Origin of the sequence: Pseudomonas viridiflava, from assembly GCF_900602065.1 — a bacterium.
GTDB lineage: Bacteria > Pseudomonadota > Gammaproteobacteria > Pseudomonadales > Pseudomonadaceae > Aquipseudomonas.
In genome coordinates this window covers 14,291-37,311 of sequence record NZ_UWFN01000119.1, presented here as the reverse complement: position 1 = coordinate 37,311, position 23,021 = coordinate 14,291, and the positions used below count along the sequence as shown (strand labels likewise).

Below are 23,021 nucleotides of genomic sequence, written 5' to 3'. Positions count from 1 at the left end.
GGGGATGCGCTACCAATGCCACAAGCACAATCTTTCGATACTAGCTTTGCCGAAAAGGCAATTCACAGAGGTTCATATGCAGCTATATGGTGTGCAGTCCACGGCCCTGCGCTATTTCCTTGAAGTGGCTCGCTGCGGTTCCATCAGTGAAGCTTCAGTGCGCCTGAATGTCGCAGCCTCTGCAGTGAGTCGGCAGATCACCAAGCTTGAACTGGCCCTGGACGCCACGCTGTTCGAGCGGCGCGCCCGCGGCATGGTGCTCAGTGAGGCGGGCACGCGGCTGGCGGCGTATGCACGCAAATCGCAACTGGAAGCCGAGCAGGTGGTGTTGGAGATTACCGAACTGCACGGCCTGCAACGCGGGCATGTTCACATCGCCTGTTCGGAAGGTTTCGCTCTGGATTACATGCCTCATAGCATTGCCGCATTTCGTCGCGAGTATCAGGGCATTCACTTCACGCTTGAGGTGTGTGCGCCCGCCGAGGCCACCGAGAAAGTCCGTTCCGGCGAGGCCGATCTGGCGCTGACGTTCAGCCTGACGCCGCAAAAGGAGATCTGCGTCGAGCACGTCATGAGCGGAGCGATTTTTGCCGTGGTTGCCAATTCCCACCCGCTGGCCGGGCGTGAGGCCGTTAGCCTTGCCGAACTGCAGCCGTACCCCATTGCACTGCCAAGGCCTGACACGACGCTGCGACAACTGTTCGATATCTGCTGCGGGGTGCAAGGCCTGATGTTCGAGCCAGTGCTGACCAGCAACTACATCGGCGCGCTGTATAGCTTTGTGCGTGAGGAGGGCGGTATCAGCCTTTCCAGTGAGATGACCCTGCACAAGCAGGTGGTGGGCAAAGAGTTGCGCTGTTTGCCGATTCTCGATGAGGGCATGCAGGCGCGGCGGATCGAAATGCAAAGCATGGCCGGTCGCAATCTACCGGCCGCCGTGTCCGCCTTCAGGGATTTTCTGATCGCCGAGCTGGCGAAAACCGCTGGCGATCAGGCTGGCGGCGCTGGATGACACGTTCCCGAAGCGCATCGTATGCCCAGTTGAAGATCAGGGTGTACGGCAAAAACAGCAACAACAGGCCGATATCCAGCAGGAATGCTTCCAGCAGGCTGATCGACAGCCACCACGCCGCCAGCGGCACGATCACCAGAATCAGGCCGCTCTCGAAACCCAACGCATGCAACATGCGCGTGCCGAATGACAGCTTGAAATTCCATTTGCGGCGCAGCCCATCGAACATGGCATTGAACAGCATGTTCCAGAGCATGGCCACGGTGGAGATCATGACGGTCATCGCGCCCATTTTGGCCAGCGAGTGACCCATGGCCCAGGCGAGCAGGGGCGCAAACAGCAGGACGCCGATGATTTCGAAAAGAAGCGCGTGGAAGGCGCGTTCCTTGATGGATTTGGTTGGCATAGTTTGGCCTTTTGGTTTACCAGCAACTGACGCATAAATTGCTGCCTTGAAGTGCATTCTTATGTGGGAGCAGAGCTTGCTCGCGATAAGGCTGGACGCGATAGACCTGATATCTGCGGTGGCCTTATCGCGAGCAAGGTGGAGCGCCACCCCGGTCGCTCCCACAAGGCATAGGTGTTTGCTTTCGACGACGTGCATTGTCATCGGCCCATACGTTAAAGTGAAAATCGTTTCCATCGGTAAAACCGATACGAGGTTCGCATGAGCTATTCCCCGGAAGCCCTTGAGGCGTTTGCCCAGACGGTTGCACTGGGTTCTTTCAGCGCAGCGGCGCGGCGTTTGGGCAAAAGCCAGTCGACGATCAGCGAGGCTATCGCCCGTCTGGAGATTGACCTGGGTCTGGAGTTGTTCGACCGCTCTTCAAAGCATCCGGCCCTGACCGAGGCGGGCAGGGCCATGCTCGGCCGCATCGAGGACGTGTTGGCCGCTTCCGATAAGCTGCGCCGCGCTGCCGGGCGTCTGGCGGAGGGCGTGGAGCCGCGTCTGACGCTGGTGCTGTCCGACGCCAACCAGTTCGCCGATTTCGAAATCCGTATGGCTGAGCTTGATCAACGTTTCCCCGAGCTGGAGCTGGAGTGTGTATTTGCCGAGCACGGCGATGCCATCAGCCTCATCCAGTCAGGCCGCGCGTGTTTGGGTCTGCTGTCGGCTCAGGCCAGTTATCCGCCGGAAGTCGGCTACTCGACAATTGCCGAGCGCGCAGATTTCGGCCTGTTTGTGGCGCACAAGCATCCGTTGGCCCAACAGGAGAAGGTCGATTACCAGCATCTGGCGCGGTACCGGGCGTTGCGCCTGAATACATTGGTGGATCAAAGTGTGCCCACCGATGATTTGCCCATCAGCGGTCACCGCCCATGGTCAGCCCCTAATTACTTGCTGCTGATGGACATGGCTGCATTCGGCTTCGGTTGGGCGGCGTTGCCGCGCTGGCTGGTATCCGGTTATGCCAGTGGCAAGCTCAAGGAACTGGACGTTCCGGGCTGGCCGCGCAGTTCGGCAGTGGATGTGATCTGGTCACGCCAGCGCAGCCTGGGGCCTGCCGGTGCCTGGTTGCTGGAGACCTTCACTCGCCATAGGGGGGAGTGATGAGCATTAACGGGGCGCGTCTATATAGATGTGCGTGATTTGAGGGCGGACAGTTGTCTTGTCTGCTCTTCGCGAATGAGTCCGCTCTGTAGGAGCTGCCGAAGGCTGCGAAGCATTCATCCTGACACACCGCGATCGCAGCCTTCGGCAGCTCCTACAGGTCCTGAGTTTGCCGCGAGACGGCGCGGTACCACGGATATGTGGAGACCTGTGGGAGCGAATTCATTCGCGAAGGCGGTGTGACAGACGACGAAAAGTGATCAGTTCGCCTCTGGCACATCCGCCATAAAACTTTTGGGCAACTCTGCATCAAACTCCGCCACCACGTCCCGGGTCAGGCTGACAATGTCTTCCACCAGTTCCATCCCAGCGCCGGTACGCCAGCTGGCGACAATGTCCATGATCGACGGCAGCGGGACGCCGTTGACCAGTGTCAGTACGCCTTGAGCCAGTTCACCCCGGACCAGTGCAGCGGGCATCGCACCAATGCCGAAACCGTCGCGCACCAGACGGGTAATGGCTGACGCAGAGTTCACGCAGTTGATTCGTGGCGAGACGATATTCGCGCTGTGCAGCATGTTGAGAATGTCCTGATGCGGCCGCGAGTTACGCGAAAAGGTCACGATGCGTTCCTGAGACAAATCATCCAGGCAGGTGTAGGGCCGGTCATAAGCCGAGCCGACGGGCACGACCCAATGCATGGGGTAGCGGGTCAGCACGGCATTGCGCACCGTGTCAAAGCGCAATTCGTCAGTCTGGAAAATGATGTCCTGATAGCCTTTTTCCAGTTGCGCACAGAGGTTGCTGGCGGTATCGGCGGTCAGCTCGATTTCCAGATTCGGGTAACACTTCATCAGCCTTGTTACCAACGGGCTGAGCCAGGTGTGTATGACCGTATCCATTGCGCCGATGCGGATTCGGCCGCGGACCTGGCGTGGGTCCTTGATCGCTGCCTTCATGCTTTGCATGGTGTCCATGATGTGCTCGGCGTATTCCAGCACCCGCAAACCTTCGGACGTCAGCGACACCCCCTTTGAATCCCTTACGAACAGGCGAACCCCCATTTCCTCCTCCAGCGCCGCGATACGGCTGGAGATAGAGGCCTGAGTGCTGAACAGTTTTTCCGCTGTCAGCCGGAAGCTTTTGAGGCGCGCCACCCAGACGAAGGTTTCCAGAAATTTGAGGTTCACCGGGTCGGCTTCCTTGAACGTTTATGAACTGACAAACCGTAGGCGTTACATGAAAACGCTACGCGGGGCGTCACGAAGTTTCCCTGAAAGTGCAGGTTATATGCCATTGACGATAAAGAAATTCTTATGGGGCATAGCGGTTTTTTCCCGTTGGACGAAAGCGACTTCGCTACCGAAAGATGACCGCGGAACGAGAAAAGGTCGCCAGCGGTATCTTGCCGGTGCTGATGATCACGATCCGCGGATGTCGGGCGACCATGCGCGGATGAGAAACCCTGATGGTCAGCTACACCCTTTGGTTTTGGTAATTGGCCTGATTGCTGCCTCAAGATTCCTTGCAAGAGCTGCCGCAGGCTTTGATGCCATTTCTGATACACCGTAATGGATTCCGCAGCCCGCTGCGTCTGCTGCAAGACATTGCGGTGTTCATCCTGGCGCGTCCTCTTCACCCGATCACAATAACGAGATTCCAATCATGCAAACCGCTATCAACCTCTGGCCGCTATTAGGCGTGCTGGTCATCATCATTGGCTTTGTGTTGCGCTTCAATCCGATGCTGGTCGTCGCGCTGGCGGCTATCGCCACCGGTTTTGCTGCGAGCATGCCGCTGGAAACGATCCTGGCAACCATTGGCACCGGGTTTATCAAGACGCGTACGCTGCCGCTGATCATTCTGCTGCCGTTGGCGGTGATTGGCCTGCTGGAGCGTCATGGCCTGCGGCTGCATTCGCAGAACTTCATTGCCCGCTTCAAAAGCGCCACGGTGGGCCGGCTGTTGATTGGCTATCTGTTCATCCGCGAAACCGCAGCAGCGGTCGGGTTGACCAGCCTGGGCGGACACCCGCAAATGGTTCGGCCGTTGCTGGCGCCCATGGCCGAAGGCGCGGCCGAGGCGCGTTTCGGCAAGCTGCCTGAAGCGCTGCGGGTCAAGCTGCTGGCGTTGTGTGCGGCAACCGACAACGTCGGGCTGTTTTTCGGCGAAGATATTTTTGTCGCGTTTGGTGCTATCGCGCTGATGCATACCTTCCTGCTGGGGTCCGGGGTTGATGTCGAGCCGATCCATATCGCGTTGTGGGGGATACCGACTGCGATCTGTGCCTTCATCATTCACTCGATCCATCTGAGCCGTTTTGATCGTCGTCTTAATCGTGAGCTGCAACCTGTGACGCCATCCGCCCCGGCCGCCACTTCGCAGGAGAGCTTGTCATGATCATTTCCATTCAATACCTGTATTGGCTGGCCGGTGTCATTCTGGCGATCACCTCGGTGCTGACCTTCACCGATCGCACCAACCCCAAGCGTTGGAGTACCGGGCTGTTCTGGGGGTTGTTCGCCATCGCGTTTCTGGTCGGTGAGCGGCTGCCGCCTGTGCTGGTGGGTATTGGTGTCCTGGTCATGGCCGCCATCGCCGGTTTTGGCGGCGTCGGTTTCGGCAAGCACGGTGAACTGCCGGACAAAGAGCGTCGTGCCAGTGCCGGGCGTCTGGGCAGCAAGCTGTTCATCCCCGCGTTGGCGATTCCGTTGGTGACGGTGATCGGTGCGGTGTTCCTGAAAAACATCAAGATTGGCGGCGTACCCCTGCTTGATCCGGCCAACAGCACTTTTGTTTCGCTGGGGCTGGGCTGTCTGATTGCTCTGGCGCTGGCTTGCTGGCTGACCCGTGACACACCGGTGCAGGCGATGCGTGAGTCCCGTCGTTTGACCGAGGCCTTGGGCTGGGCGCTGGTCTTGCCGCAAATGCTGGCGATGCTGGGGTTGCTGTTCAACGACGCGGGCGTCGGCAAAGCGGTGGCGCACCTGGCAACCAACTACATCAACCTCGACTTCAAGCTGGTGGCTGTGTCGGTTTATGTGCTGGGCATGGCGCTGTTCACCATCGTCATGGGTAACGGCTTTGCGGCATTCCCGGTGATGACGGGTGGGATCGGCGTGCCGGTGCTGATCGGCATGTACGGAGGCAACCCGGCGGTGATTGCCGCGATTGGCATGTTCTCCGGCTATTGCGGGACGTTGATGACGCCCATGGCGGCCAACTTCAACATCGTCCCGGCGGCGCTGCTTGAATTGCCGGACAAGTACGCGGTGATCAAGGCGCAGATTCCTACTGCACTGCCGTTGCTGCTGGTCAACATCCTGCTGCTGTACTTCCTGATGTAATAGCGCTGTCTCGCGGTAAAAAACTGGACTTGTAGGAGCTGCCGAAGGCTGCGATGGCGGTATGTCAGGATAAATGCTTCGCAGCCTTCGGCAGCTCCTACAAAAAATGCATCTTGATTTCAGTACGGCTCATTTGGGCTGTATTAGGATGGTCGTCCAGTCGGTGACCGAGCGCTGAACATGTCCGCTGTAGACATTGTTTCTGTACAACCTGAAGACATCCCCTCTGCGGTGGATTTCGTCCTGCGTGCCCGCGCGCAGATCTTCCCGATGCTTGACCCGACAGTGGTGCCCGCTGACCTCGCTCAGTTTGCCGAGGTGTACTGCGAGGAGGGCGGTGGCCGTTTTCTGATCGCACGCCGCGACGGGGAAATCGTCGCTGCAATCGGTTACTTGCCATACGACGGTCGATTCCCTCAGCTGGATTACGGGCAACGCAAAGTAGTGGAAATCGTCCGGTTGTTCGTGATCCCGGAATTCCGCCGTTCAGGGTTGGCGACCACGATCTATCTGGCGCTTGAAGCGTGTGCCCGGGAGCAAGGCATCGACGTGCTTTACCTGCACACCCATCCGTTTCTACCGGGTGCAATTGGCTTCTGGGAACGGCAGGGTTTTCGGGTCGTGGATGTGGAAAGCGATCCGGTGTGGCAGACGACGCATATGGAATTCGGGTTGGTCTAGGTTCAAGGCCGGTGCGAGATCCCTTTACGGTGCCAGGACGGGCACCGCGATCTAAAGTGAGTTGTGCCCGGCTTTATCGCGAGCAAGCTCTGCTCCCACAAGGGTTACGACCTGAAGCGCAATATCCGCGTGCCGTCGTACGGGTCCGTCAGGTAGTGCGCCTCCACGCCGAAGGTCTCGCGCAACAGTTCGCAGGTCAGTACTTCAGACGGTATGCCGATGGCGATCAGTTGGCCTTTGTCCATGACTGCCAGACGATCACACGCCAGGGCCTGATTGAGGTCGTGCAAGGCAATCAAAGTGGTAACCGGCAGTGACCGCACCAGACCCAGGATGCTCAGTTGATGCTGAATATCCAGGTGGTTGGTGGGTTCGTCCAGCAACAGGATTTGCGGACGCTGGGCCAGCGCGCGGGCGATGTGTACACGTTGCCGTTCGCCCCCCGACAGGCTATGCCAGGCACGCTTGAGCTTGTCGGCCATGTCCACGTCGCGCAGCGCCTGCTGAACGATGTCATTGTCGGCGGCTGACCACGGCTCCAGCGCGGACAGCCAGGGCGTGCGCCCCAGCTCTACAGCGTCCAGCACGGTGATCGCGTCGGAGGTTTCAGCTTGCTGTTCGACAACCGCAATCATCTGCGCGACATCGCGACGCTTCATGTCGGCAAGGGCAGCACCATTAAGGTGAATCTCGCCACTGGCGGGAATCCGGATCCCTGAAAGCAGCTTCAACAGGCTGGACTTCCCTGAACCGTTGGGGCCGATCAATCCAAGGGTTTCACCACGTCGTAGTTGCAACGCGACATCGCGGACAATGGGCACCCCTTTGATCGACCAGTTGAGGCCGCTGCAGGACAGTACGTTGCCGTCGATGTCGGTGACCGGATGCTTCAGATTGCTCATCGGCCCCCCTTGGCTTTTATCAGGATCACGGCGAAGACCGGCGCGCCGATCAGTGCAGTAATCACGCCGACCGGCAGTACCTGGCCCTTGATTGCCGTGCGGGACAGTACGTCTGCGGCAATCAGGAATACCGCTCCGGCCAGCGCACTGATCGGGATCAGTCGTCCGTGGCGCACACCGACCAGCAGGCGCGCTGCATGAGGCACCACCAATCCGACAAAGCCGATAGAGCCCACCAGCGAGACCATCACCGCGGTGACCAGTGCCACTGTGGCAATCAATATCACCTGAACCCGACGCACGGGGATACCCAGTGCCGCTGCAGAGTCACTGCCGAACATAAAGGCGTCCAGCGAGCGTCGATGCCACAGGCACACCGCCAGGCCGATCACCACCACCGGCACTGCCAGCGTGACCGATTGCCAGCGTACACCGCTGAGGTTGCCCAGCAGCCAGAACATGATGCCGCGTGCCTGTTCGGAGTTGGCTGACTTGGTAATCAGAAAAGAGGTCAGGGCGTTGAACAGCTGTGAACCGGCGATGCCTGCGAGGATGATCTGCCCGCTGCCACTGACTGCGCCGGTGCTGCGAGCGAGCAGGGCGACCAGCGCAAAAGCCGCCATGGCGCCGACAAAAGCGCCCGCCGACAAGGAAATGGCACCTGCGCCGATACCGATGATTGCCACCAGCACCGCGCCGGTCGAAGCCCCTGCGGAAATACCCAACAGGTAAGGATCGGCCAGCGGGTTGCGCAACAGTGACTGCAGGACCACACCCGAGATAGCCAGCCCTGCGCCGCACGCTGCGGCAACCAGGGCGCGGGTCAGCCGGTAATTCCAGACGATGCCTTCATCGATCGGATCCAGCACAAAACCGGCGCCCCACAGTTTGTTGGCCAGTACCTGAAACACCAGCGACAGGCTGATCGGTGTTTCACCAATGGCGATACCGGCAATGATCGCCGCTATCAACACCACGAGCACCCAGGCTCCGTGCAGGCAGATCTTGCGTAACAGGCGACCGGCGAACTGCGCTGTCATGGGTGCAGGTCAAACTTGTCGATGGCGCCTGCCAGTTCATCAATACCGTCGAAGGTGCGAATGGTCGCTTCCATGGCCTGGGCATCGAGAATCACGATGCGGTTGTGCTTCACGGCGTCCATGTTTCGAGTGACCGGGTCGGACTTGAGGAATTCCAGTTTTTTCTGGAAGTCATCGGCAGGGAAGCGGCGACGGTCCATCCTTGCCAGGACCAGAATGGTCGGGTTGGCCTTGGCGATGGTTTCCCATCCGACAGTCGGCCATTCCTCATCAGACTGCACGATGTTGCGTAGGCCCAGGGTGTCCATCATGAACGCCGGGATGCCTTTGCGTCCGGCGACATAAGGATCGACGTTCAGGTCGGCGCTGGAGAACCAGAAGACGGCCGAGGCGTCTTTCAGGTGTTTGCCTTTGACGCTGGCCTGAGCCTTGGCGAGGCGCGCTTGCAGTTCGCTGTTCAGTTCGTTGCCACGAGCCTGCACATCAAAGATCTGCGCGAGTTGATCGACGGTCTTGTACAGGCTGTCGATCGAGAATGGGCGCAGACGCGTGCCATCGGCACCGACCAGGTTGTCCTTGCCTTCACAGTCTGACGGCATGAGGTAGGTCGGGATTTTCATTTCGCTGAACTGCTGACGAGTACCGACCACGCCCTGTGGGCCGACCATCCATTCAAACTGGACGGCTACCAGCTCAGGGCGCTTGTTGATCACGGCTTCGAAGCTTGGATCGTTATCGGCCAGACGCGGGATTTTTGCGTTCTGCTGTTCGAACTGTGGCAGTACGTTGTTGAACCACAGCGAGGTCCCGACCACTTTGTCGGCCAGCCCAAGGGAATAGAGAATCTCGGTCGCAGACTGGCCAATGGTCACGGCTTTGCCCGGAGCCTTGGCGAAGGTCAGCGGCACGCCGCAGTTGTCGAGGGTAAGCGGGTAGTGGGTACTGGCGGCAGGGCTGGCAGCCAGGCTCAGCGCAGAGAAACCCAGGCCAGCGAGCACTACAGCAAATCGAGGTAAAGACATGAAAAACGATCTCCATTCGAACGGTTATCCGCACGATGGTGTTCTGGCTGGATACACATCACGACCGCTGCTGTTGATGGTTCGGCAGGGATTGATCAGTCACGGCGCTGCCACCGTTCTGACGGATGTACTCCCCGGACACCCCGCCGGTGGGTCAGTTGCCAGGACGCACATGCAGTTGATGCAGTGACGTCCTGATGTCGGCAGGTCTCCTGACTGGCGCGTCATCGCCGCGCTCCGGCCTTCCCGGGTGATGACCCAGTGGCATTGATGGAGCAGGCTCAGCACCTACAGTTGCGGGGGCAGTTCCGGTTGATGCCTCGGGGGCATCACGGATTCCCTATTAATCCCGTTTGGAAACCGACGGGCGGCATGGTAATGGATATGCTCAAAAGAGTGGGGATTTTTACTGCGCCGGTCGCCCTCATAGATTTTTTTATCGTACGTTTGGGCGGGGCAGCGCATGATGCAAACGGCAACAGGTCGGGAGTAATCACCGCGCGCGGTGAACCTTCTCGCCTGATGGCCGGTCGATAGTGCAATCTATACGCTGTTCCCGGTTTGTCACGGCTGGTAATAAAAGACAGAAACAGCCCTTGGCCATGCCTACACTGGTCCGCTACATCTTCTGGAGACATTTTCCTGTGATATCGACTCAACGAGTGGCCTGGCTGAAAGCCTGGGGTGCCCACGGTTTTACCGCCACCGGCGTGGTCATCGCATTCCTTGCGACCATTGCCTTGTTCGATAATCAGGCCAAGGCCTGCCTGTTGTGGTTGGGGCTGGCGCTGGCAGTGGACGGCGTGGATGGCTCGCTGGCGCGCAAATTCAATGTGCAGTCGGTATTACCAGGGTTCGACGGTTCGGTGCTGGACCTGGTGATTGATTACCTCACTTACGTGTTTATCCCGGCGCTGTTCATCTACAGCTATATCCCGCTGCCGCCTTATACGCTGTTGCTGAGCACGGCGATTATTCTGGTCTCGTCGCTGTTCTGTTTCTGCAACCTGGAAATGAAGAGCAAGGACAATTACTTTCAGGGCTTCCCCGCGGCGTGGAATGTGGTCGCGTTGTGCCTGTACATCATTCAGCCGACCCCGTGGGTGACGTTCCTGACGATTATCGGTCTGGCATTGCTGACGGTGACGCGCATGAAGTTCCTGCATCCATTCCGGGTGCGTCGTTTCATGCCGTTGAACATCCTGGTGACCACCATATGGCTGATCACCAGCGCCTTGCTGATCATCAACCATCCGCACAACGGGCCTGTGGTGATGGGGGTGTGGTTCACGATGTCGGCGTACTTTATCGGCATCTGCCTGTGGCGGACGTCGCTGGAATATTGGGGTAAATGGCGGGCTTGAAGGGCTAGCCGCACAGTCTTCATCGCGAGCAAGCTCGGCTCCTACAGAATCGCGCTAAACCTGTAGGAGCCGAGCTTGCTCGCGATAGCGGTTTAGCAGGCACTGGATTTCCAACGATTCCCCTCAACCGATACCGACTATCAAGAGCAGTGATTTCTGCGTAAACGCCGCCGGGCGTAACCTTTGTTCATTCCCGAAATGAACCCGAACCCGGAGGCTCTCATGAACCGCATTTACGCTTTTGCCCTGTTGTTGACCGTTGCAGTTGTCTCCGGTTGCTCCACTCACCACGCCGTTGAACTGCGTCCTTACACTGCCGAGGAAACTCATCAGTTGGCCCTGGAGGATTTGAATCGCCGTGGTCTTTCCTTTGATGAGTATCAGGTCGCCAAAGCAAAACTGTTGGCCGAGCCGCAGATGCAGGCAGCTCGCCAGTTCGATAATCAGGGTGAGATCAGCGCTGAAAATGTGCAAGTCAGCCAGGATCGTCAAGGTTGATCGTCCAAGTACAGTAGCGATCGAAGCTCCCTTCGCTCAAAACTGTACCGGCTGTATTTTCGTCTGACTGTTCGTGTGTTTCTGGTTGCCGATTCGCTAGGGTGAAGGCCTGCCCCTTAGATGTCTGGATCGCTCCATGCCGTTCTCCCTTGATCTGCTGCTCGCCTTTGCTTTATTCGCTTTTGTTACGTCTATAACGCCCGGTCCAAACAATATGATGCTGCTGGCCTCCGGGGTGAACTTCGGATTCAGCCGGACTGTGCCGCATATGTTGGGGATCAGTTGCGGGTTTTTCAGCCTGGTGCTGGCGGTCGGTCTTGGATTGGGCGCTGCATTTCAGACATATCCGCTGCTATACACCGTCCTGCGTTACGTCGGCGCTGCCTATTTGTTGTATCTGGCGTGGAAGATCGCCACTTCAGGCCCGGCCTCGGATGCCTCTGGCGCAGAGAGCAAGCCACAGACCTTCATGCAGGCCGCGCTGTTTCAGTGGGTCAATCCCAAGGCTTGGGTCATGGCCGTCGGCGCGATCAGTACCTACACACCGTTACAGGGGTACTTCACCAATGTTGTGATCATCTCGGCGGTATTTGCCCTGATCAACCTGCCAAGCGTGGGTGTCTGGGCAGGGTTTGGCAGCCTGCTGCGTAACGCGCTACGTGATCCGTTCTGGTTGCGGGTGTTTAACGGGGTAATGGCAGTACTGCTGGTGGTTTCGTTGTATCCGATGTTGAAGGGGTAATGGCCTGAAGCCTGACGCCATTCAAATGTGAGAGCCGAGCAAGCTCGGCTCCTACAGGATTATGCGTTTACAACGCCAACCGCAAATGCCCCCCGGCCTGTTTCTGTCGGGCTTGCACGCGATGCTGCAGGCCCAGATAGAAATGCTCCAGGCCTTCCTGCAGACGCTCATGAAGAATCTCGTCCAAGTCGCCGCCTTGCTCGTTATCGGCGTAGCTGATCTGGCTATCAATGGCGAATATGCCGTGCAGGACTTCCTGACATTTGAGCGCCGATAACACCGGTTTCAGCGCGTAATCCACCGCCAGCATGTGAGCGATGCTGCCGCCGGTTGCCAAAGGCAAAACCACCTTGCCGTGCAAGGAGCGCTCTGGCAGCAGGTCCAGCAGCGTTTTCAGCGCGCCGGAAAACGAAGCCTTGTACACCGGCGTACCAATCAGCAAACCATCGGCCTGCTTGACCGCTTCGATGAAGTCCAGCACTTGCGGGCTGTCGAAGTGAGCGAAGATTAGGTCTTCAGCGTTGAAATCGCGGATACGCAGAGTGGTGACATCTACACCCTTGGCGCGCAGCCAACGGCCTGCGTGTTCCAGTACCACGCCGGAGCGGGATTTGAGAGCGGGGCTACCCGACAGTGAAACTACCAGCATGCTGAATTCCTTAAAAAAGCGTAAGCAAGTCAAAGCAGCATGCATGCCAGTGCCTGGTAATTATTTAACTTGTTGAAATTAAAAGAATAAATGCGCCATCGCGACATGTTGAAGAGATGCCTTGATGCTCAAGGACAGCCCTAACTGTTGATCTGCTGTTGCTGTGGCAACACTTGGCAGCCAAATCGCAGGCAAAAAAATCCCCGCAGTCGGCAGATGCAGGGACGTTTTTGTTGCGAGTATCAGTTTCTGAAAGCGGCACCGGTCTGAATGACGTTGGCCGAGCCAAGCAACTGGCTGACAAAACGGCTCCAGCGAGTGATGTCCGCCGGACCGACGAAGATCACGTCCTGGGCCTGAAGCTCGAACTCTTTGGCCAACAGGTAGGCTGTCGGTTTTTTCGCCAGCAAGTGATAGACCGTTGAACGGGCGTTGGCCTGGTTTTCAGCACCGCGGATCACGTACACCGCATCACCGTCGGCGCTGTCCGGGCTCAGGCCGCCAGAATTACCTAACGCTTCAAGCAGGGTTACGCTGGTGGTGCCGAAGGAAATGACCTGCGGCCGCTGGACTTCGCCCAGCACGTAGATCTTGTTTTTGGAGTTGCTGTTCAAGTGCAGGTAGTCGCCGTCTTTCAGGAATAGCTTGCTCAGTTGCGAGTCTTTGCGGTTCAAAGAGTCGACGTCGATCACATAATCCTTGCCGTCGCGGCGCAGGGTCAGCCCTGCGAGGTTGGCGTCGGTAAGGTCAAGACCAGCGGTGCTGATGGCCTGCACCAGACTCAACGGGATGTTGGTGATCGGCTGCGGGCCGGGGCTTTTGAACGAACCCGAGAGCAGGATGCGCTGGCTGTTGTAACGCAGTACTTTGACGTCGACCTTGACCTCGGTGTACTGCGGCGACAACCCCATGCGCAGTTGTTCGCGGATTTGCCCGACGGTCTTGCCACCCGCCTGGATTCTGCCCACATAAGGAAAATAGAGCGTGCCGTCGCTCAATACTTCCCGGCTGTTGGCGTCGAGTTGGTCCTGTGAGCCAGGCGCGGTCAACTCAGGATGCTCAAAGACGATCACCAGCAAGGTGTCGCCAGGGCCGACGACATATTCAGGCGTTTTGTAGTTGAGCAGTTCGGCGGGCAGCGGCTTGGCACTGGCCGCCGCTTGTTGCTTCTGCTGTTTGAGGGTTTGTGGGGTGATCTGTACCAATTGAACATCCGGACCGTCCGGATCTTTTGCCTGAATATCTCCTGGGGTCATGTGCTGCCCGGGTGCAAATGCACAGCCTTGCAAAATCAGACTGGAGAGCAGCACAACAGCTAGGGTTAGCTTCATATATTGTTCCTTCCTAAAGGTGCGTTGGCACCACAGTGATTTCATTGCTTCCCTTACCAACACCGACTGTTTCGTTGTCTTTTTGATAGATGCACGCACCTCCTCCAGTGCCGGTCGGCCTGGGCTGTTGTCGTGGTTGAACAGGGGGGGGATGACGGAAAAGTCAGAAGGCGTTCTTGTGCAGAAAGCCTTTGAACAGGGTCAGCAGAATGATTTTCAGGTCTAGCCACAGCGACCAGTGTTCGATGTATTCCAGGTCGTATTCGACGCGCTTCTGCATCTTGTCCAGCGTGTCTGTTTCGCCGCGCCAGCCATTGATCTGCGCCCAGCCGGTAATGCCCGGCTTGACCTTGTGACGCAGCATGTAACCGCTGACCTGTTTACGGTATTGCTCGTTGTGCGCCACCGCATGCGGTCGAGGGCCGACGATGGACATATCGCCGCGTAATACGTTGAAGAACTGCGGCAGTTCATCGAGCGAGGTGCGTCGCAGGAATGCCCCCAATGGCGTGACGCGAGCGTCGTTGCGGGTAGCTTGATTCACCACGTCGCCGTTTTCCTGCACGCTCATGCTGCGAAACTTCCAGACCATGATGGGTCTGCCGTCCAGGCCATAACGGCGCTGACGAAACAGCACCGGGCCGGGCGAAGTCAGTTTGATTGCGGTCGCAATCAGTAGCAGGGGCAGGGCGATCATGGTCAGGATGACGCTGGACAATACGATGTCCTCGACACGCTTCACGAGGCTCCAGGCGCCATCCATGGGTGAGTCGAAAATACTGATGCTGGCCAGCCCGTTGATGCTTTCGCTGCGCGCATGCAGCAGTTCGAACATGAACACATCCGGGATCAGGTACACCGAAGCCGTGGTGTCGCTGAGCCCTTTGACCAGATCCTGAACATGGGGCTGGGCGGTGAGCGCCAAGGTGATGTAAACCTTGTCTATCCGGCCGTCGCGGGCATCATTGATCAGCTGTTGCAGATCGCCAAGCACCGCGATGTCCGGGGCTGGGTCGTTTGTCGCCACCGCAGGTTTTGGCAGGTCATAAAAGCCCAGCACTCGCAGGCCCATCCACGGTGCGCTGGAGATCGACTGGGCAAGGCGTAAGCCGACCTGTCCGGTACCGACAATCGCCACTCGCCGAGTGTTGAAACCGCGCCGGCGCAAACCATGCAGCGCGCTGCGGATCAGCAAGCGATAGCCGCAAAGCACCGCCAGCACCGACGCGAACCAGGCCATCTGGGCGTTATCAGGCATGTTGGCGTGATTGAGCAGCAGGTAGTCCACGGATAACAGCACCACGAAGGTGACCGCCCAGTAAGTGAACACCTTGATCAGCTCACGCAGGATTCTCTCGCCACGCCATGAACCGTACATCTGGTGATATTCGCTGAGCCAGTGAAAAACCAGTACTGCCAGCAGTATCTGAATCCAGGCTTCGGCGCTGGATGCACCCGGGTTAAGTTGGCTCTGCCAGTAGCCGCCCAGCACGATAACCGTCAAATCGAGCAGGCGGTGGGCGACCGACAACAAGGATTGGTGCGCATGAAGAATGCCGCGAACGGGAGTACGCATGGACAGTGCTCGCTCAGACGGATTTGATCGGAATGACACGTGCGGTCTGCTCGTTGCTGACCAGAATGGGCGACGCCTGGGGCATCTTGTATTGGGCAGGCTGGCGTGCGAGGCGAGCTGCGGCGAGGCGACTTTCGACGAAATTTTTCATTTCTTCCTCGAAGCGCTGGCCGCTGAAGCGTTCGGCGTTGGCGCGACAGGCCTGAGCAGTAATGCGCGGATGCGCTGCTTCAAACTCACCGACCGCGGCAACCAGCGATGACACCGTTTGTTGTTCATAGAACACGCCAGTCGGTTGTGGGTGGTCCAGGCCGCAAACGGTTTCCAGTACGCCGCCCTTGCCGAAGGCAATCACCGGGGTACCACAGGCCTGAGCTTCGACCGGGCTGATACCGAAATCTTCCTCGGCGGCAAAAACGAAGGCTTTGGCATTGCGCATGTGTTCCAGCAGCACGGCAAACGGCTGAAAGCCCAACAGCGTGACGTTGGGCGCATGAATCAGCTTCGCCTTGGCCATTTCCGGGCCGTCACCGATGACGATGAGGCGTTTGTCCGGCATCGCCGCAAACGCTTCGATGATCATCGGCATACGCTTGTAAGGCACCATGCGCGAGGCGGTGAAGTAGTAGTCCTGTTTGCTGTCTTGCTGGGTGAAATTGACGGTATCCACTGGCGGGTAAATGACTGTGGATTCGCGGCGGTACGCTTTGGCAATACGCCCGCCAATGAAGTGCGAGTTGGCGATGAAATCGTCGACGCCCGACGAGGTGCGCTGATCCCACATGCGGATGTAGTGCAGGATCATTCGCGCGACTTTGCTCTTGAAGCCGGTGCTCATGCCCGATTCCAGCAAGTATTGGTGTTGCAGATCCCAGGCGTAGCGAATGGGCGAGTGTACGTAGCTGACGTGCAACTGATCCGGGCCGCTGAGCACACCTTTGGCTACCGCGTGGCTGCTGCTGATAATCAGGTCGTAACCCGACAGGTCGAGCTGTTCGATGGCCAGAGGCATGAGCGGCAGGTAGCGCTGGTAGTGAGTTCTGGCCTTGGGTAACCGCTGAATAAAAGTGGTCTTGGCCACTTTGCCATGCAAGTGCTCACGATCCTGGTCACTGAGAAAATCGATGACTGAAAACAGATCGGCCTGCGGCCAGATGTTGATCAGTGACGCCAGTACTCGTTCGGCACCGGCGTACGTCACCAGCCAGTCGTGGACTATTGCGATTCTCATGGAGGTTCCCTTCTGTATGCACAGGCTCTACATCAGGCGCGGGCTGTCTGCGTCTTGGCGTGGCGATTGTTGAGGCGTTTGCCCCACTGGATAAATAGCGTTTCGATGCAGCGGAAGGACAGGTGGGCGATACCCAGGGTCAGTACGGTCGCCAGCACGGCGGCGTACAACGGTGATAACGGCAGGCCGCGCAACAGGTACTCGGCCAGCATCAGCATTGACGGATGCAGCAGGTACAGCGAGTAGCTGATACTGCCGAGCCAGACCAGTATTGGTTGATCAAGCCGGACACTGCGGGTCAGCAACAGGAAGCTGACGATCGCTGCGGTGTACGTGAACAGGTAGCGGCCGCCAGCTTCGCCTTGTATCAGGTTCTCGCCGTAAGCCAGCAGCAGAATGGGCGGCAATAACAGCGCATAAGCGCCCAGCACAGTGATCAGGCAGCGGGTCAATTGCCGGCTGTGCTCGCCCAGCAGCCACTGACGCCAGATCGAGCCAAAGAACATCAGTGACAAAGCCAGCGGCAGGGCCACCGGCACTTTGCGCTCGGTCAGTTCCCGGAGAATGGCCAGCACCAGACCCAGCGCCAGCATGCCCAATGAACAGCGGGTCCGCACGCAGAGGTCATACAGCTTGCCGGTTAGAAACAGCAGCAGACACAGGCCGTAAAACACCAGTTCGATGAACAGCGTCCAGTACAGTCCGATCACGTCCTCGAAGCCCAGTAGCGCCTGGACCATGCTCACGTTGGCGACAATCTGTGGCCAGGGCGGAAACAGCGCGCCAGAGAGCTGCAACATCGTCAGGTAAACCAGCAAGGACAGCCAGTAAGCCGGGTACAGTCGCATGACGCGGGATATCACGAAACGCCGTGCACCGTCGGGGCCGGGGCGCAGGCTGAAGGGGATCACCACGCCGCTGATCATGAAGAACCACAGCACTCCGAGCTTGCCGACATCCAGCAGTTCGCGAAGCAGCCAGACGTCGCCGAGCAGCGGCGCGTAGAGGTGAGTGAACACCACCAGCAACGCGGCAATCCCGCGCAGGGCATCAAGATAGGCCAGGCGTTTCATGTCAGGACTTGCCAGAGGTCGGTTCAACGGCCGGCGATGTCTGGCCGGAGGGTGTGTCGCTGTGTGCCAGCGCGTCGATACGCTGCGACACGCGCCGGGCGGAGTCCTCCCAGGAAAAACGTTCGACATTGCTCAAACCCCGGCGACGTAACGCTTGGCGCAACGGCATGTCGGTCAGAATCCGCTCCATGGCCGAGGCCATATGGGACACGTCCAGTGGGTCGAAATACAGTGCGCTGGCTTGCAACACTTCCGGAATGGACGCGGCGTTAGCGGCCAGCACCGGGCATCCGCAGGCCTGGGCTTCCAGTGGCGGGATCCCGAAACCTTCATAGAGCGATGGAAAGACAAATGCGGTCGCACCCTGATACTGCTTGATCAATTCAGCATCGCTGAGCCGCCCGAGAAAGCGGATTCTCGGGTCACGGCACGCCAGGCGCTGCAGTTCCGGGGCGGCGAAGATTTCGCTGGCGGCACCCACAATATGTAACTGCAAATCGTTATGGCCGCGCAGTGTCATGAACGCCTGAATCATCCGGTTGAAGTTCTTGTGCGCGCTGGGTGAAGACACGGCCAGCAAATAGCGCGGTTTTTCTTCAGGTGCAGCCTCGGGCCGAAATGCATCGCTGGTCGCGTTAGGTACCACGAATATGCGGTTTTCCGGGTAGCCATAGAACTGAGCGATTTCGCTTCGCGAGAAGTTGCTGACGGTGATCAACGATTTGAGGCGCCACAATAGAATCGGGGTCACTGTGCGGTATACCGCGCGGAACATTCGTGAGTAACTTTGAGGGTGGCGCACATAGTTGATGTCATGGTGCGTGGCGATCTGGTTGGCGTAAAACATCGGTGCTGTGCTGCACAGCGAAACCAGCAGTGGCCGCCCTTTACGCATCAGGTACAGCGGCAAATCCAGTTGTTCCCAGAGGTGGCCCTGGTTATGCCCTATGCATTGCACATCCAGTGCTTTGGCGCTTTCGCTCATTTTTATCCCGTGGGGTGCGACGAAAACCAGGTCGTTGCGCAGTTGTTTGAGCGCCAGACACGTCTGTTCTGCAAAGCGCTGAACCCCACGCAGCTCCTGGGTAAGAAAACGGGCATTGATGACGATCATCGGCAAAGGTCTCTGCGCAGGATGGGAGAAGCAGGCGAACACAGTGGTGATCCCTGTTTCTGTTGGGGCGAGGCTTGCCCGCGAATCAGGCGACGAGGTAAGCCGGGTTTACCGCATCATCGTTCTTCGCGGGCAAGCCTCGCTCCAACAGAGATTGCATTTCAATTCAGCGATGTCACCGCGCAAACAACGGAGGCTTGCTGCCCAGGCGGATAACCCTTGGGAACTCGTTGATGGGTACCAGGGCTGAGCAACGACTGTCGTTGCAGTTCCAGGGGATACCGGTGTCCAGTTGGCCGCGTTCCGGTTGGCCGCTGTCGACCATCAATACATTGCCAGCCTGAACACTGCTGGCATCGACTGGAATCGAGCGCCGGTGTCCGGTGGTCCAGGCCACCAGAATCTGCTCGGATCCTTTGTTGAAGCGCAGCAAGTAGGCGTTATCCAGTTCTCGACTCTTTTCCGCGTCGTAACGGTAGTCATGCAGAAACGGGCTGATGGACTTCAGCGTCAGGTACGCCGGTTTGACCGTCAGGTCCTGATTGAGCAAACCGAAATTCTGCTCCGGGTCGCTGGTGTCCTTGCCATCGTCAAGCAAGTCGTACCACCACAAGCCTTTGATGTCCGGCAGCGTCTGGGCCAGGAAGAAACTGCGGGCCAGATAGGCCGCCTGGGTCTCTTCGCTCACGCCGCATTTGCCGGTGTTGCTGGGCCAGCCCATCTCGGTCAGGTACAGCGGCACGGGCCTGGCGACCAGCGCTCTGAGGTCGGCGTCAATCCAGCGCAGCCAGGCAATCCAGCGTTCCGGGGTATGCCGTTCTTCGTGGCGACAATGCACATACGGATGCAAGGACAGGCCATCCACGTGGTTGAGCAAGCCAGCCGACATCAGGCGGTCGGCAAATCCCAGGTCCATGCCCTGGCTGGTCACCGCGCCAGCGAGGATCGTCACCGGCTTCTTCTGCTGACGCAGGTGGCTGGCGGTTTCTTCAATCAGGTTGCTGTAGTCGCGGGCGAACGCCTCATCGACCGGGTTTTCCTTGTCCCATTCGTTCCAGATCTCATAAAAATCCACGCTGTCGGCCAGCTCACTGCTGACGAACTTCACGTAGTTGCCGAAGCCTTCCTTGATTGGCGGGTAACGAGGCTTGGCATAGTTGCCGTAGTTCGGATTGCCATAGCCCAGTACTAGCAAGGGCCTGAGTTTGTGCTCCCGCGCCTTGCTCAGGTAGGCCTGCCAGGCGGGGTCGATATGCAGCTGTCCACGACGCGGTTCGGCTATCGACCAGTAAGCGTCGTCGCGGACCGAGTCGACCCCGGCAGCTTCAAGCATTTGCAGCGCTTTTGCCGAGGGGCCGTTCTTGTTCATCAAATGCGTTGCCACACCAATAATGAAGCGTTCTTCTGCTGTCGCGGTGCAGCTGAATATCAAGCTCAAGAGAAACAACGTCAGAGGCTTTCTTGACGAGGCGCGAGGTTGCTGGGACATGTTTTGTCTCAATGAAGAGGCACGGTCCGGAGCGCCAGGAAGCTGGCTCGGTTAGTCACGGGCCGATGGATAACACTGCGTGTTCAGGCGGGCATCGGCGTTTCAGGCCGGGCGTGGCACGCACGGCCTGATCGGGCGTGCGCTACTGTCCAGCAACGTTTGGGCGAGAATGCTTTCGTAGCTGTCGAGCATCAGGTCCAGATCGGTTAATGACGACACGCTGATACGAGCCTGGGCACTCAAACGGGCCAGCAACTCGGGTTGTTGATGCAACTTGAGCATCGCCACCCCCAGTGAGTAGGGGTCGTCAGGGCTGCACAACAAACCGTTGAGCGGGTCCTGAATAATCTCTGGCAAACCACCCATACGGCTGGCAATCACCGGCACCGACCAGGCGCAGGCTTCAACGGCCACCATGCCGAAGGGTTCGCTCCAGATCGACGGCACGATGGCGACGTCGATCTGCTGGTAGAAGTCTTCAGGTGCCTGGTACCCGACGAAGCTTATCCGGGGCGAATGTGCCAAAGCCTTGAAGCGCTCTTCATCGCTGAGCTGGCCTCGGCCGGCAATCTGCAAGGTCGCGTCGATCGGCAGTTGCTGAAACTGCTCGATCAGCCAGCGCAGCCCTTTGGGTTCCGATAACGTGCCCATATAGCCAAAGCGCAGCGGTGCACGTTTAGTGACGGGCTCTGCGGTTTTGAGTTTGATCGGCAAGGTTGTAGCAGGGCTGGCATTGTGCACCACATAGCCGCGGGCACCTTTGAAATAGCCCTGCGCTTGTAAGGTGTCGAGCATGAAGCGGCTGACGCCCACGACCGTGTTGACCTGCGCAGAGCGCGCATCGTGCCCCTTGCGAAAACGCTCGCAGCGGCCGCATTGGGTCTTGCAGCTATGGCCTTTACTGAACATGGTGCTGCCGGGACATAGCAGGTAGAGATCATGCAATACCTGGACGATCGGTAAGCCGGCGGCGGTGATCTCGTCCCAGGCAGAGACCGACCAGCCGGTGAGGTTGTGACAGACCACCAGATCCGGTTTTTCCCGATCAATCACCTGTTTCACGTACTCGCGCATGCCGGTGTTGTAACGGTCACGCAGGTGCCAGCCCAGTCGTGCCAGCCTGCCGGGGCGCTGGGCGCTGAAGTGCCAGTAGAAGTTACGCAAACCGGCACGATAGACCTTCACCAGATTGACCGTTTCTTCGGAAAGCCCCGACTGGGGGCCGGTGGCAAGTACCACTACGTCATGGCCGCGTTGCTGCAAGCCTTCCACGGTACGCTGCAGGATGATTTCTGCGCCACCACCGATATCCGGGGCATACAGGCTGTTAATGAAAAGGGCCTTCATAGCGGATACGACTTGTGCAGGCCCAACACGCCCGACTCACCATCGGCGATGGCTTTTTCGATCAGGCTCAGGCGTTGTTCTGCACCGCGACGTTTGGCAATCAGCCGTAACAGGCGAAAGAACATCCAGCGGTTGAAGCTGTAGAGCAGTGCCGATGATGCCCAGATATTTTTGTCGAACCAGGCCTGATTGCGTGCCCCGTAATAAGCGCGAAGATCCGAACCACCCAGCAAAAAGCTTTCATAGATATTGCTGGTGCGCGCCTTGATGTTCCACGAGTCTTCAAGGTCATCGAGCAAGGCTTCCGGCACGAGAAAAATACGCCCACCCGTGGCGGTGATACGCCAGGTGTATTCACTGTCGTCGGCGTAGAGCATCAGTGCATCCAGCGGCAGGCCGATGCGTTGATAGAGGCTGCGATGGGCGAGCAGCCCCCCATAAGTGGCGAATGGCAGCTGCACGGTTTCGATTTTCTTGTACTTGCCCTGTGGCTGGCCCCAAGGCAAACGACGCCAGATTTTGTAAGGCAACTGCGCGATGTGAAAACCGAAGAAGCTTGAGCGTCGCTGGATAGCAAAGCGGCGCGGGACACCGGCAGCGATGTCGGCCTGGTGAGTGGGGCGAAAGCCCAGCACGGCCGCTTTATCCGCGCCATCAATGGCCTGACGCTGGCGCAGGCTTTGATGCAGGGTCGCGATGGCATTTATCGTCGGAGCGTTGTCGTCATCCATCAACCAGATGTATTCGGCGCCAGCGTCCAGCGCAGCCTGAATGCCGACCGAATAGCCTTTGGCCGAGCCGGTATTGCTTTGCAAATGAATCACTTTGACCTGATCTGGCCAGAGGCTGCAGAGATTTTCCAGCGGAGCGACCGAGGCATTACTGACAATGATCACCCGGTCAATCAGCGGGCTTTCCAGCGAACGGCTGACCAGCGTATGCAGGTAGTTGTAGCGATCACCATAGGTGAGCGTCACCAGCGTTGTGAGTTGAGTCATGGTGAGGTTCCGGTAAGGATTGCAGAGCGCTGGATGGCGCCAGTCTCGGGGCA

At 58.3% G+C, this 23,021-nt stretch carries 24 protein-coding genes and 1 riboswitch; of the genes, 10 read left to right on the top strand and 14 right to left on the bottom strand.

The window, feature by feature from the left end; all coding sequences use genetic code 11:
- Positions 1–76: 76 nt before the first annotated feature.
- The gene (locus EE949_RS07800) at positions 77–1,012 is read left to right on the top strand and encodes a LysR substrate-binding domain-containing protein (protein ID WP_122663787.1); all 936 of its coding nucleotides are present in this window, start codon (positions 77–79) and stop codon (positions 1,010–1,012) included.
- On the opposite strand, the gene EE949_RS07795 is transcribed toward EE949_RS07800, so the two are convergent.
- A complete protein-coding gene (locus tag EE949_RS07795) occupies positions 948–1,418 on the bottom strand; it encodes a multidrug/biocide efflux PACE transporter (protein WP_122663786.1) in 471 nt (156 codons plus the stop codon). The two genes, EE949_RS07800 and EE949_RS07795, sit on opposite strands and share 65 nt — an antisense overlap.
- A 261-nt stretch (positions 1,419–1,679) precedes the next feature.
- Here EE949_RS07795 and EE949_RS07785 point away from each other — a divergent pair, with 261 nt between their 5' ends.
- Entirely contained in the window at positions 1,680–2,564 is an 885-nt protein-coding gene (locus EE949_RS07785; RefSeq protein ID WP_122663784.1) for a LysR family transcriptional regulator, read from the top strand.
- Positions 2,565–2,824: 260 nt separating this feature from the next.
- Here the strand turns inward: EE949_RS07785 and EE949_RS07780 are convergent, their stop codons facing one another.
- A complete protein-coding gene (locus EE949_RS07780; RefSeq protein ID WP_122663783.1) occupies positions 2,825–3,754 on the bottom strand; it encodes a LysR family transcriptional regulator in 930 nt (309 codons plus the stop codon).
- Between the two features lie 49 nt (positions 3,755–3,803).
- Between EE949_RS07780 and EE949_RS29430 the strand changes: the two genes are divergently transcribed.
- From EE949_RS29430 to EE949_RS07765, 4 genes are all read left to right on the top strand, one after another.
- Positions 3,804–4,136 (top strand): hypothetical protein, encoded by a 333-nt coding sequence (locus EE949_RS29430; protein ID WP_162874703.1) that lies wholly within the window; start codon positions 3,804–3,806, stop codon positions 4,134–4,136.
- 93 nt (positions 4,137–4,229) lie between these two features.
- Positions 4,230–4,964, top strand: coding sequence for a DUF969 domain-containing protein (locus tag EE949_RS07775; RefSeq protein ID WP_122663782.1), 735 nt, complete (start codon positions 4,230–4,232; stop codon positions 4,962–4,964).
- Positions 4,961–5,911, top strand: coding sequence for a DUF979 domain-containing protein (locus EE949_RS07770; RefSeq protein ID WP_122663781.1), 951 nt, complete (start codon positions 4,961–4,963; stop codon positions 5,909–5,911). Before EE949_RS07775 ends, EE949_RS07770 begins: the two co-directional genes overlap by 4 nt.
- 180 nt (positions 5,912–6,091) lie before the next feature.
- Positions 6,092–6,592, top strand: a complete 501-nt coding sequence (locus tag EE949_RS07765; RefSeq protein WP_122663780.1) for a GNAT family N-acetyltransferase — start codon at positions 6,092–6,094, stop codon at positions 6,590–6,592.
- Positions 6,593–6,696: 104 nt separating this feature from the next.
- Here EE949_RS07765 and EE949_RS07760 read toward each other — a convergent pair whose 3' ends face one another.
- Genes EE949_RS07760 through EE949_RS07750 form a run of 3 tightly spaced genes read right to left on the bottom strand, consistent with a single transcriptional unit; the run spans position 6,697 to position 9,556 of the window.
- A complete protein-coding gene (locus EE949_RS07760; protein WP_122663779.1) occupies positions 6,697–7,494 on the bottom strand; it encodes an ABC transporter ATP-binding protein in 798 nt (265 codons plus the stop codon).
- Positions 7,491–8,534 carry a FecCD family ABC transporter permease gene (locus EE949_RS07755; protein ID WP_122663778.1) on the bottom strand — a complete coding sequence of 348 codons (1,044 nt, stop codon included), beginning with the start codon at positions 8,532–8,534 and terminating at the stop codon, positions 7,491–7,493. The genes EE949_RS07760 and EE949_RS07755 overlap by 4 nt, the downstream gene beginning before the upstream one ends.
- Positions 8,531–9,556, bottom strand: a complete 1,026-nt coding sequence (locus EE949_RS07750) for an ABC transporter substrate-binding protein (protein ID WP_122663777.1) — start codon at positions 9,554–9,556, stop codon at positions 8,531–8,533. Before EE949_RS07750 ends, EE949_RS07755 begins: the two co-directional genes overlap by 4 nt.
- Between EE949_RS07750 and EE949_RS29425 the strand changes: the two genes are divergently transcribed.
- From EE949_RS29425 to EE949_RS07735, 4 genes are all read left to right on the top strand, one after another.
- Entirely contained in the window at positions 9,555–9,746 is a 192-nt protein-coding gene (locus EE949_RS29425) for a hypothetical protein (protein WP_162874702.1), read from the top strand. The two genes, EE949_RS07750 and EE949_RS29425, sit on opposite strands and share 2 nt — an antisense overlap.
- Positions 9,742–9,936, bottom strand: a riboswitch (cobalamin riboswitch). It overlaps the preceding gene by 5 nt.
- A 264-nt stretch (positions 9,937–10,200) precedes the next feature.
- Positions 10,201–10,920, top strand: coding sequence for a phosphatidylcholine synthase (pcsA, locus tag EE949_RS07745; protein WP_122663776.1), 720 nt, complete (start codon positions 10,201–10,203; stop codon positions 10,918–10,920).
- Positions 10,921–11,142: 222 nt separating this feature from the next.
- Positions 11,143–11,418 (top strand): hypothetical protein, encoded by a 276-nt coding sequence (locus tag EE949_RS07740; protein ID WP_122663775.1) that lies wholly within the window; start codon positions 11,143–11,145, stop codon positions 11,416–11,418.
- 136 nt (positions 11,419–11,554) lie between these two features.
- Entirely contained in the window at positions 11,555–12,160 is a 606-nt protein-coding gene (locus EE949_RS07735) for a LysE family translocator (protein WP_122663774.1), read from the top strand.
- 67 nt (positions 12,161–12,227) lie between these two features.
- Here the strand turns inward: EE949_RS07735 and ssuE are convergent, their stop codons facing one another.
- The 9 genes from ssuE to EE949_RS07685 all read right to left on the bottom strand — a co-directional run bounded on the left by ssuE (position 12,228) and on the right by EE949_RS07685 (position 22,968).
- Positions 12,228–12,809: an NADPH-dependent FMN reductase gene (ssuE, locus tag EE949_RS07730; RefSeq protein ID WP_122663773.1), complete on the bottom strand. Its 582-nt coding sequence runs from the start codon at positions 12,807–12,809 to the stop codon at positions 12,228–12,230.
- 242 nt (positions 12,810–13,051) lie between these two features.
- Positions 13,052–14,140: a polysaccharide biosynthesis/export family protein gene (locus tag EE949_RS07725; protein WP_122663772.1), complete on the bottom strand. Its 1,089-nt coding sequence runs from the start codon at positions 14,138–14,140 to the stop codon at positions 13,052–13,054.
- 163 nt (positions 14,141–14,303) lie between these two features.
- Positions 14,304–15,716 carry an undecaprenyl-phosphate glucose phosphotransferase gene (locus EE949_RS07720; protein ID WP_122663771.1) on the bottom strand — a complete coding sequence of 471 codons (1,413 nt, stop codon included), beginning with the start codon at positions 15,714–15,716 and terminating at the stop codon, positions 14,304–14,306.
- Between the two features lie 13 nt (positions 15,717–15,729).
- Positions 15,730–16,947, bottom strand: a complete 1,218-nt coding sequence (locus EE949_RS07715; protein WP_122663770.1) for a glycosyltransferase family 4 protein — start codon at positions 16,945–16,947, stop codon at positions 15,730–15,732.
- 32 nt (positions 16,948–16,979) lie between these two features.
- The gene (locus EE949_RS07710; protein ID WP_122663769.1) at positions 16,980–18,020 is read right to left on the bottom strand and encodes an acyltransferase family protein; all 1,041 of its coding nucleotides are present in this window, start codon (positions 18,018–18,020) and stop codon (positions 16,980–16,982) included.
- A 1-nt stretch (position 18,021) separates the two neighbouring features.
- Complete coding sequence (locus tag EE949_RS07705; protein WP_122663768.1) at positions 18,022–19,134, bottom strand: glycosyltransferase family 4 protein; 1,113 nt, start codon at positions 19,132–19,134, stop codon at positions 18,022–18,024.
- A 175-nt stretch (positions 19,135–19,309) separates the two neighbouring features.
- A complete protein-coding gene (locus EE949_RS07695) occupies positions 19,310–20,623 on the bottom strand; it encodes a hypothetical protein (protein ID WP_122663767.1) in 1,314 nt (437 codons plus the stop codon).
- Positions 20,624–20,725: 102 nt separating this feature from the next.
- Positions 20,726–21,970: a glycosyltransferase family 4 protein gene (locus EE949_RS07690; protein WP_122663766.1), complete on the bottom strand. Its 1,245-nt coding sequence runs from the start codon at positions 21,968–21,970 to the stop codon at positions 20,726–20,728.
- Positions 21,967–22,968 carry a glycosyltransferase gene (locus EE949_RS07685; protein WP_122663765.1) on the bottom strand — a complete coding sequence of 334 codons (1,002 nt, stop codon included), beginning with the start codon at positions 22,966–22,968 and terminating at the stop codon, positions 21,967–21,969. Before EE949_RS07685 ends, EE949_RS07690 begins: the two co-directional genes overlap by 4 nt.
- Between the last annotated feature and the right edge of the window lie 53 nt (positions 22,969–23,021).

Coding starts and splice junctions, on each gene's coding strand:
- EE949_RS07705 (WP_122663768.1), bottom strand. CDS start 19,134: ATGATCGTCATCAATGCCCGTTTTCTTACCCAGGAGCTGCGTGGGGTT.
- EE949_RS07710 (WP_122663769.1), bottom strand. CDS start 18,020: ATGAAACGCCTGGCCTATCTTGATGCCCTGCGCGGGATTGCCGCGTTG.
- EE949_RS07725 (WP_122663772.1), bottom strand. CDS start 14,140: ATGAAGCTAACCCTAGCTGTTGTGCTGCTCTCCAGTCTGATTTTGCAA.
- EE949_RS29425 (WP_162874702.1), top strand. CDS start 9,555: ATGAAAAACGATCTCCATTCGAACGGTTATCCGCACGATGGTGTTCTG.
- EE949_RS07775 (WP_122663782.1), top strand. CDS start 4,230: ATGCAAACCGCTATCAACCTCTGGCCGCTATTAGGCGTGCTGGTCATC.
- EE949_RS07755 (WP_122663778.1), bottom strand. CDS start 8,534: ATGACAGCGCAGTTCGCCGGTCGCCTGTTACGCAAGATCTGCCTGCAC.
- EE949_RS07720 (WP_122663771.1), bottom strand. CDS start 15,716: ATGCGTACTCCCGTTCGCGGCATTCTTCATGCGCACCAATCCTTGTTG.
- ssuE (WP_122663773.1), bottom strand. CDS start 12,809: ATGCTGGTAGTTTCACTGTCGGGTAGCCCCGCTCTCAAATCCCGCTCC.
- EE949_RS07715 (WP_122663770.1), bottom strand. CDS start 16,947: ATGAGAATCGCAATAGTCCACGACTGGCTGGTGACGTACGCCGGTGCC.
- EE949_RS07760 (WP_122663779.1), bottom strand. CDS start 7,494: ATGAGCAATCTGAAGCATCCGGTCACCGACATCGACGGCAACGTACTG.
- EE949_RS07785 (WP_122663784.1), top strand. CDS start 1,680: ATGAGCTATTCCCCGGAAGCCCTTGAGGCGTTTGCCCAGACGGTTGCA.
- EE949_RS07795 (WP_122663786.1), bottom strand. CDS start 1,418: ATGCCAACCAAATCCATCAAGGAACGCGCCTTCCACGCGCTTCTTTTC.
- EE949_RS07765 (WP_122663780.1), top strand. CDS start 6,092: ATGTCCGCTGTAGACATTGTTTCTGTACAACCTGAAGACATCCCCTCT.
- EE949_RS07695 (WP_122663767.1), bottom strand. CDS start 20,623: ATGTCCCAGCAACCTCGCGCCTCGTCAAGAAAGCCTCTGACGTTGTTT.
- EE949_RS07800 (WP_122663787.1), top strand. CDS start 77: ATGCAGCTATATGGTGTGCAGTCCACGGCCCTGCGCTATTTCCTTGAA.
- EE949_RS07685 (WP_122663765.1), bottom strand. CDS start 22,968: ATGACTCAACTCACAACGCTGGTGACGCTCACCTATGGTGATCGCTAC.
- EE949_RS07750 (WP_122663777.1), bottom strand. CDS start 9,556: ATGTCTTTACCTCGATTTGCTGTAGTGCTCGCTGGCCTGGGTTTCTCT.
- EE949_RS07770 (WP_122663781.1), top strand. CDS start 4,961: ATGATCATTTCCATTCAATACCTGTATTGGCTGGCCGGTGTCATTCTG.
- EE949_RS07735 (WP_122663774.1), top strand. CDS start 11,555: ATGCCGTTCTCCCTTGATCTGCTGCTCGCCTTTGCTTTATTCGCTTTT.
- EE949_RS07690 (WP_122663766.1), bottom strand. CDS start 21,970: ATGAAGGCCCTTTTCATTAACAGCCTGTATGCCCCGGATATCGGTGGT.
- EE949_RS29430 (WP_162874703.1), top strand. CDS start 3,804: ATGAAAACGCTACGCGGGGCGTCACGAAGTTTCCCTGAAAGTGCAGGT.
- EE949_RS07740 (WP_122663775.1), top strand. CDS start 11,143: ATGAACCGCATTTACGCTTTTGCCCTGTTGTTGACCGTTGCAGTTGTC.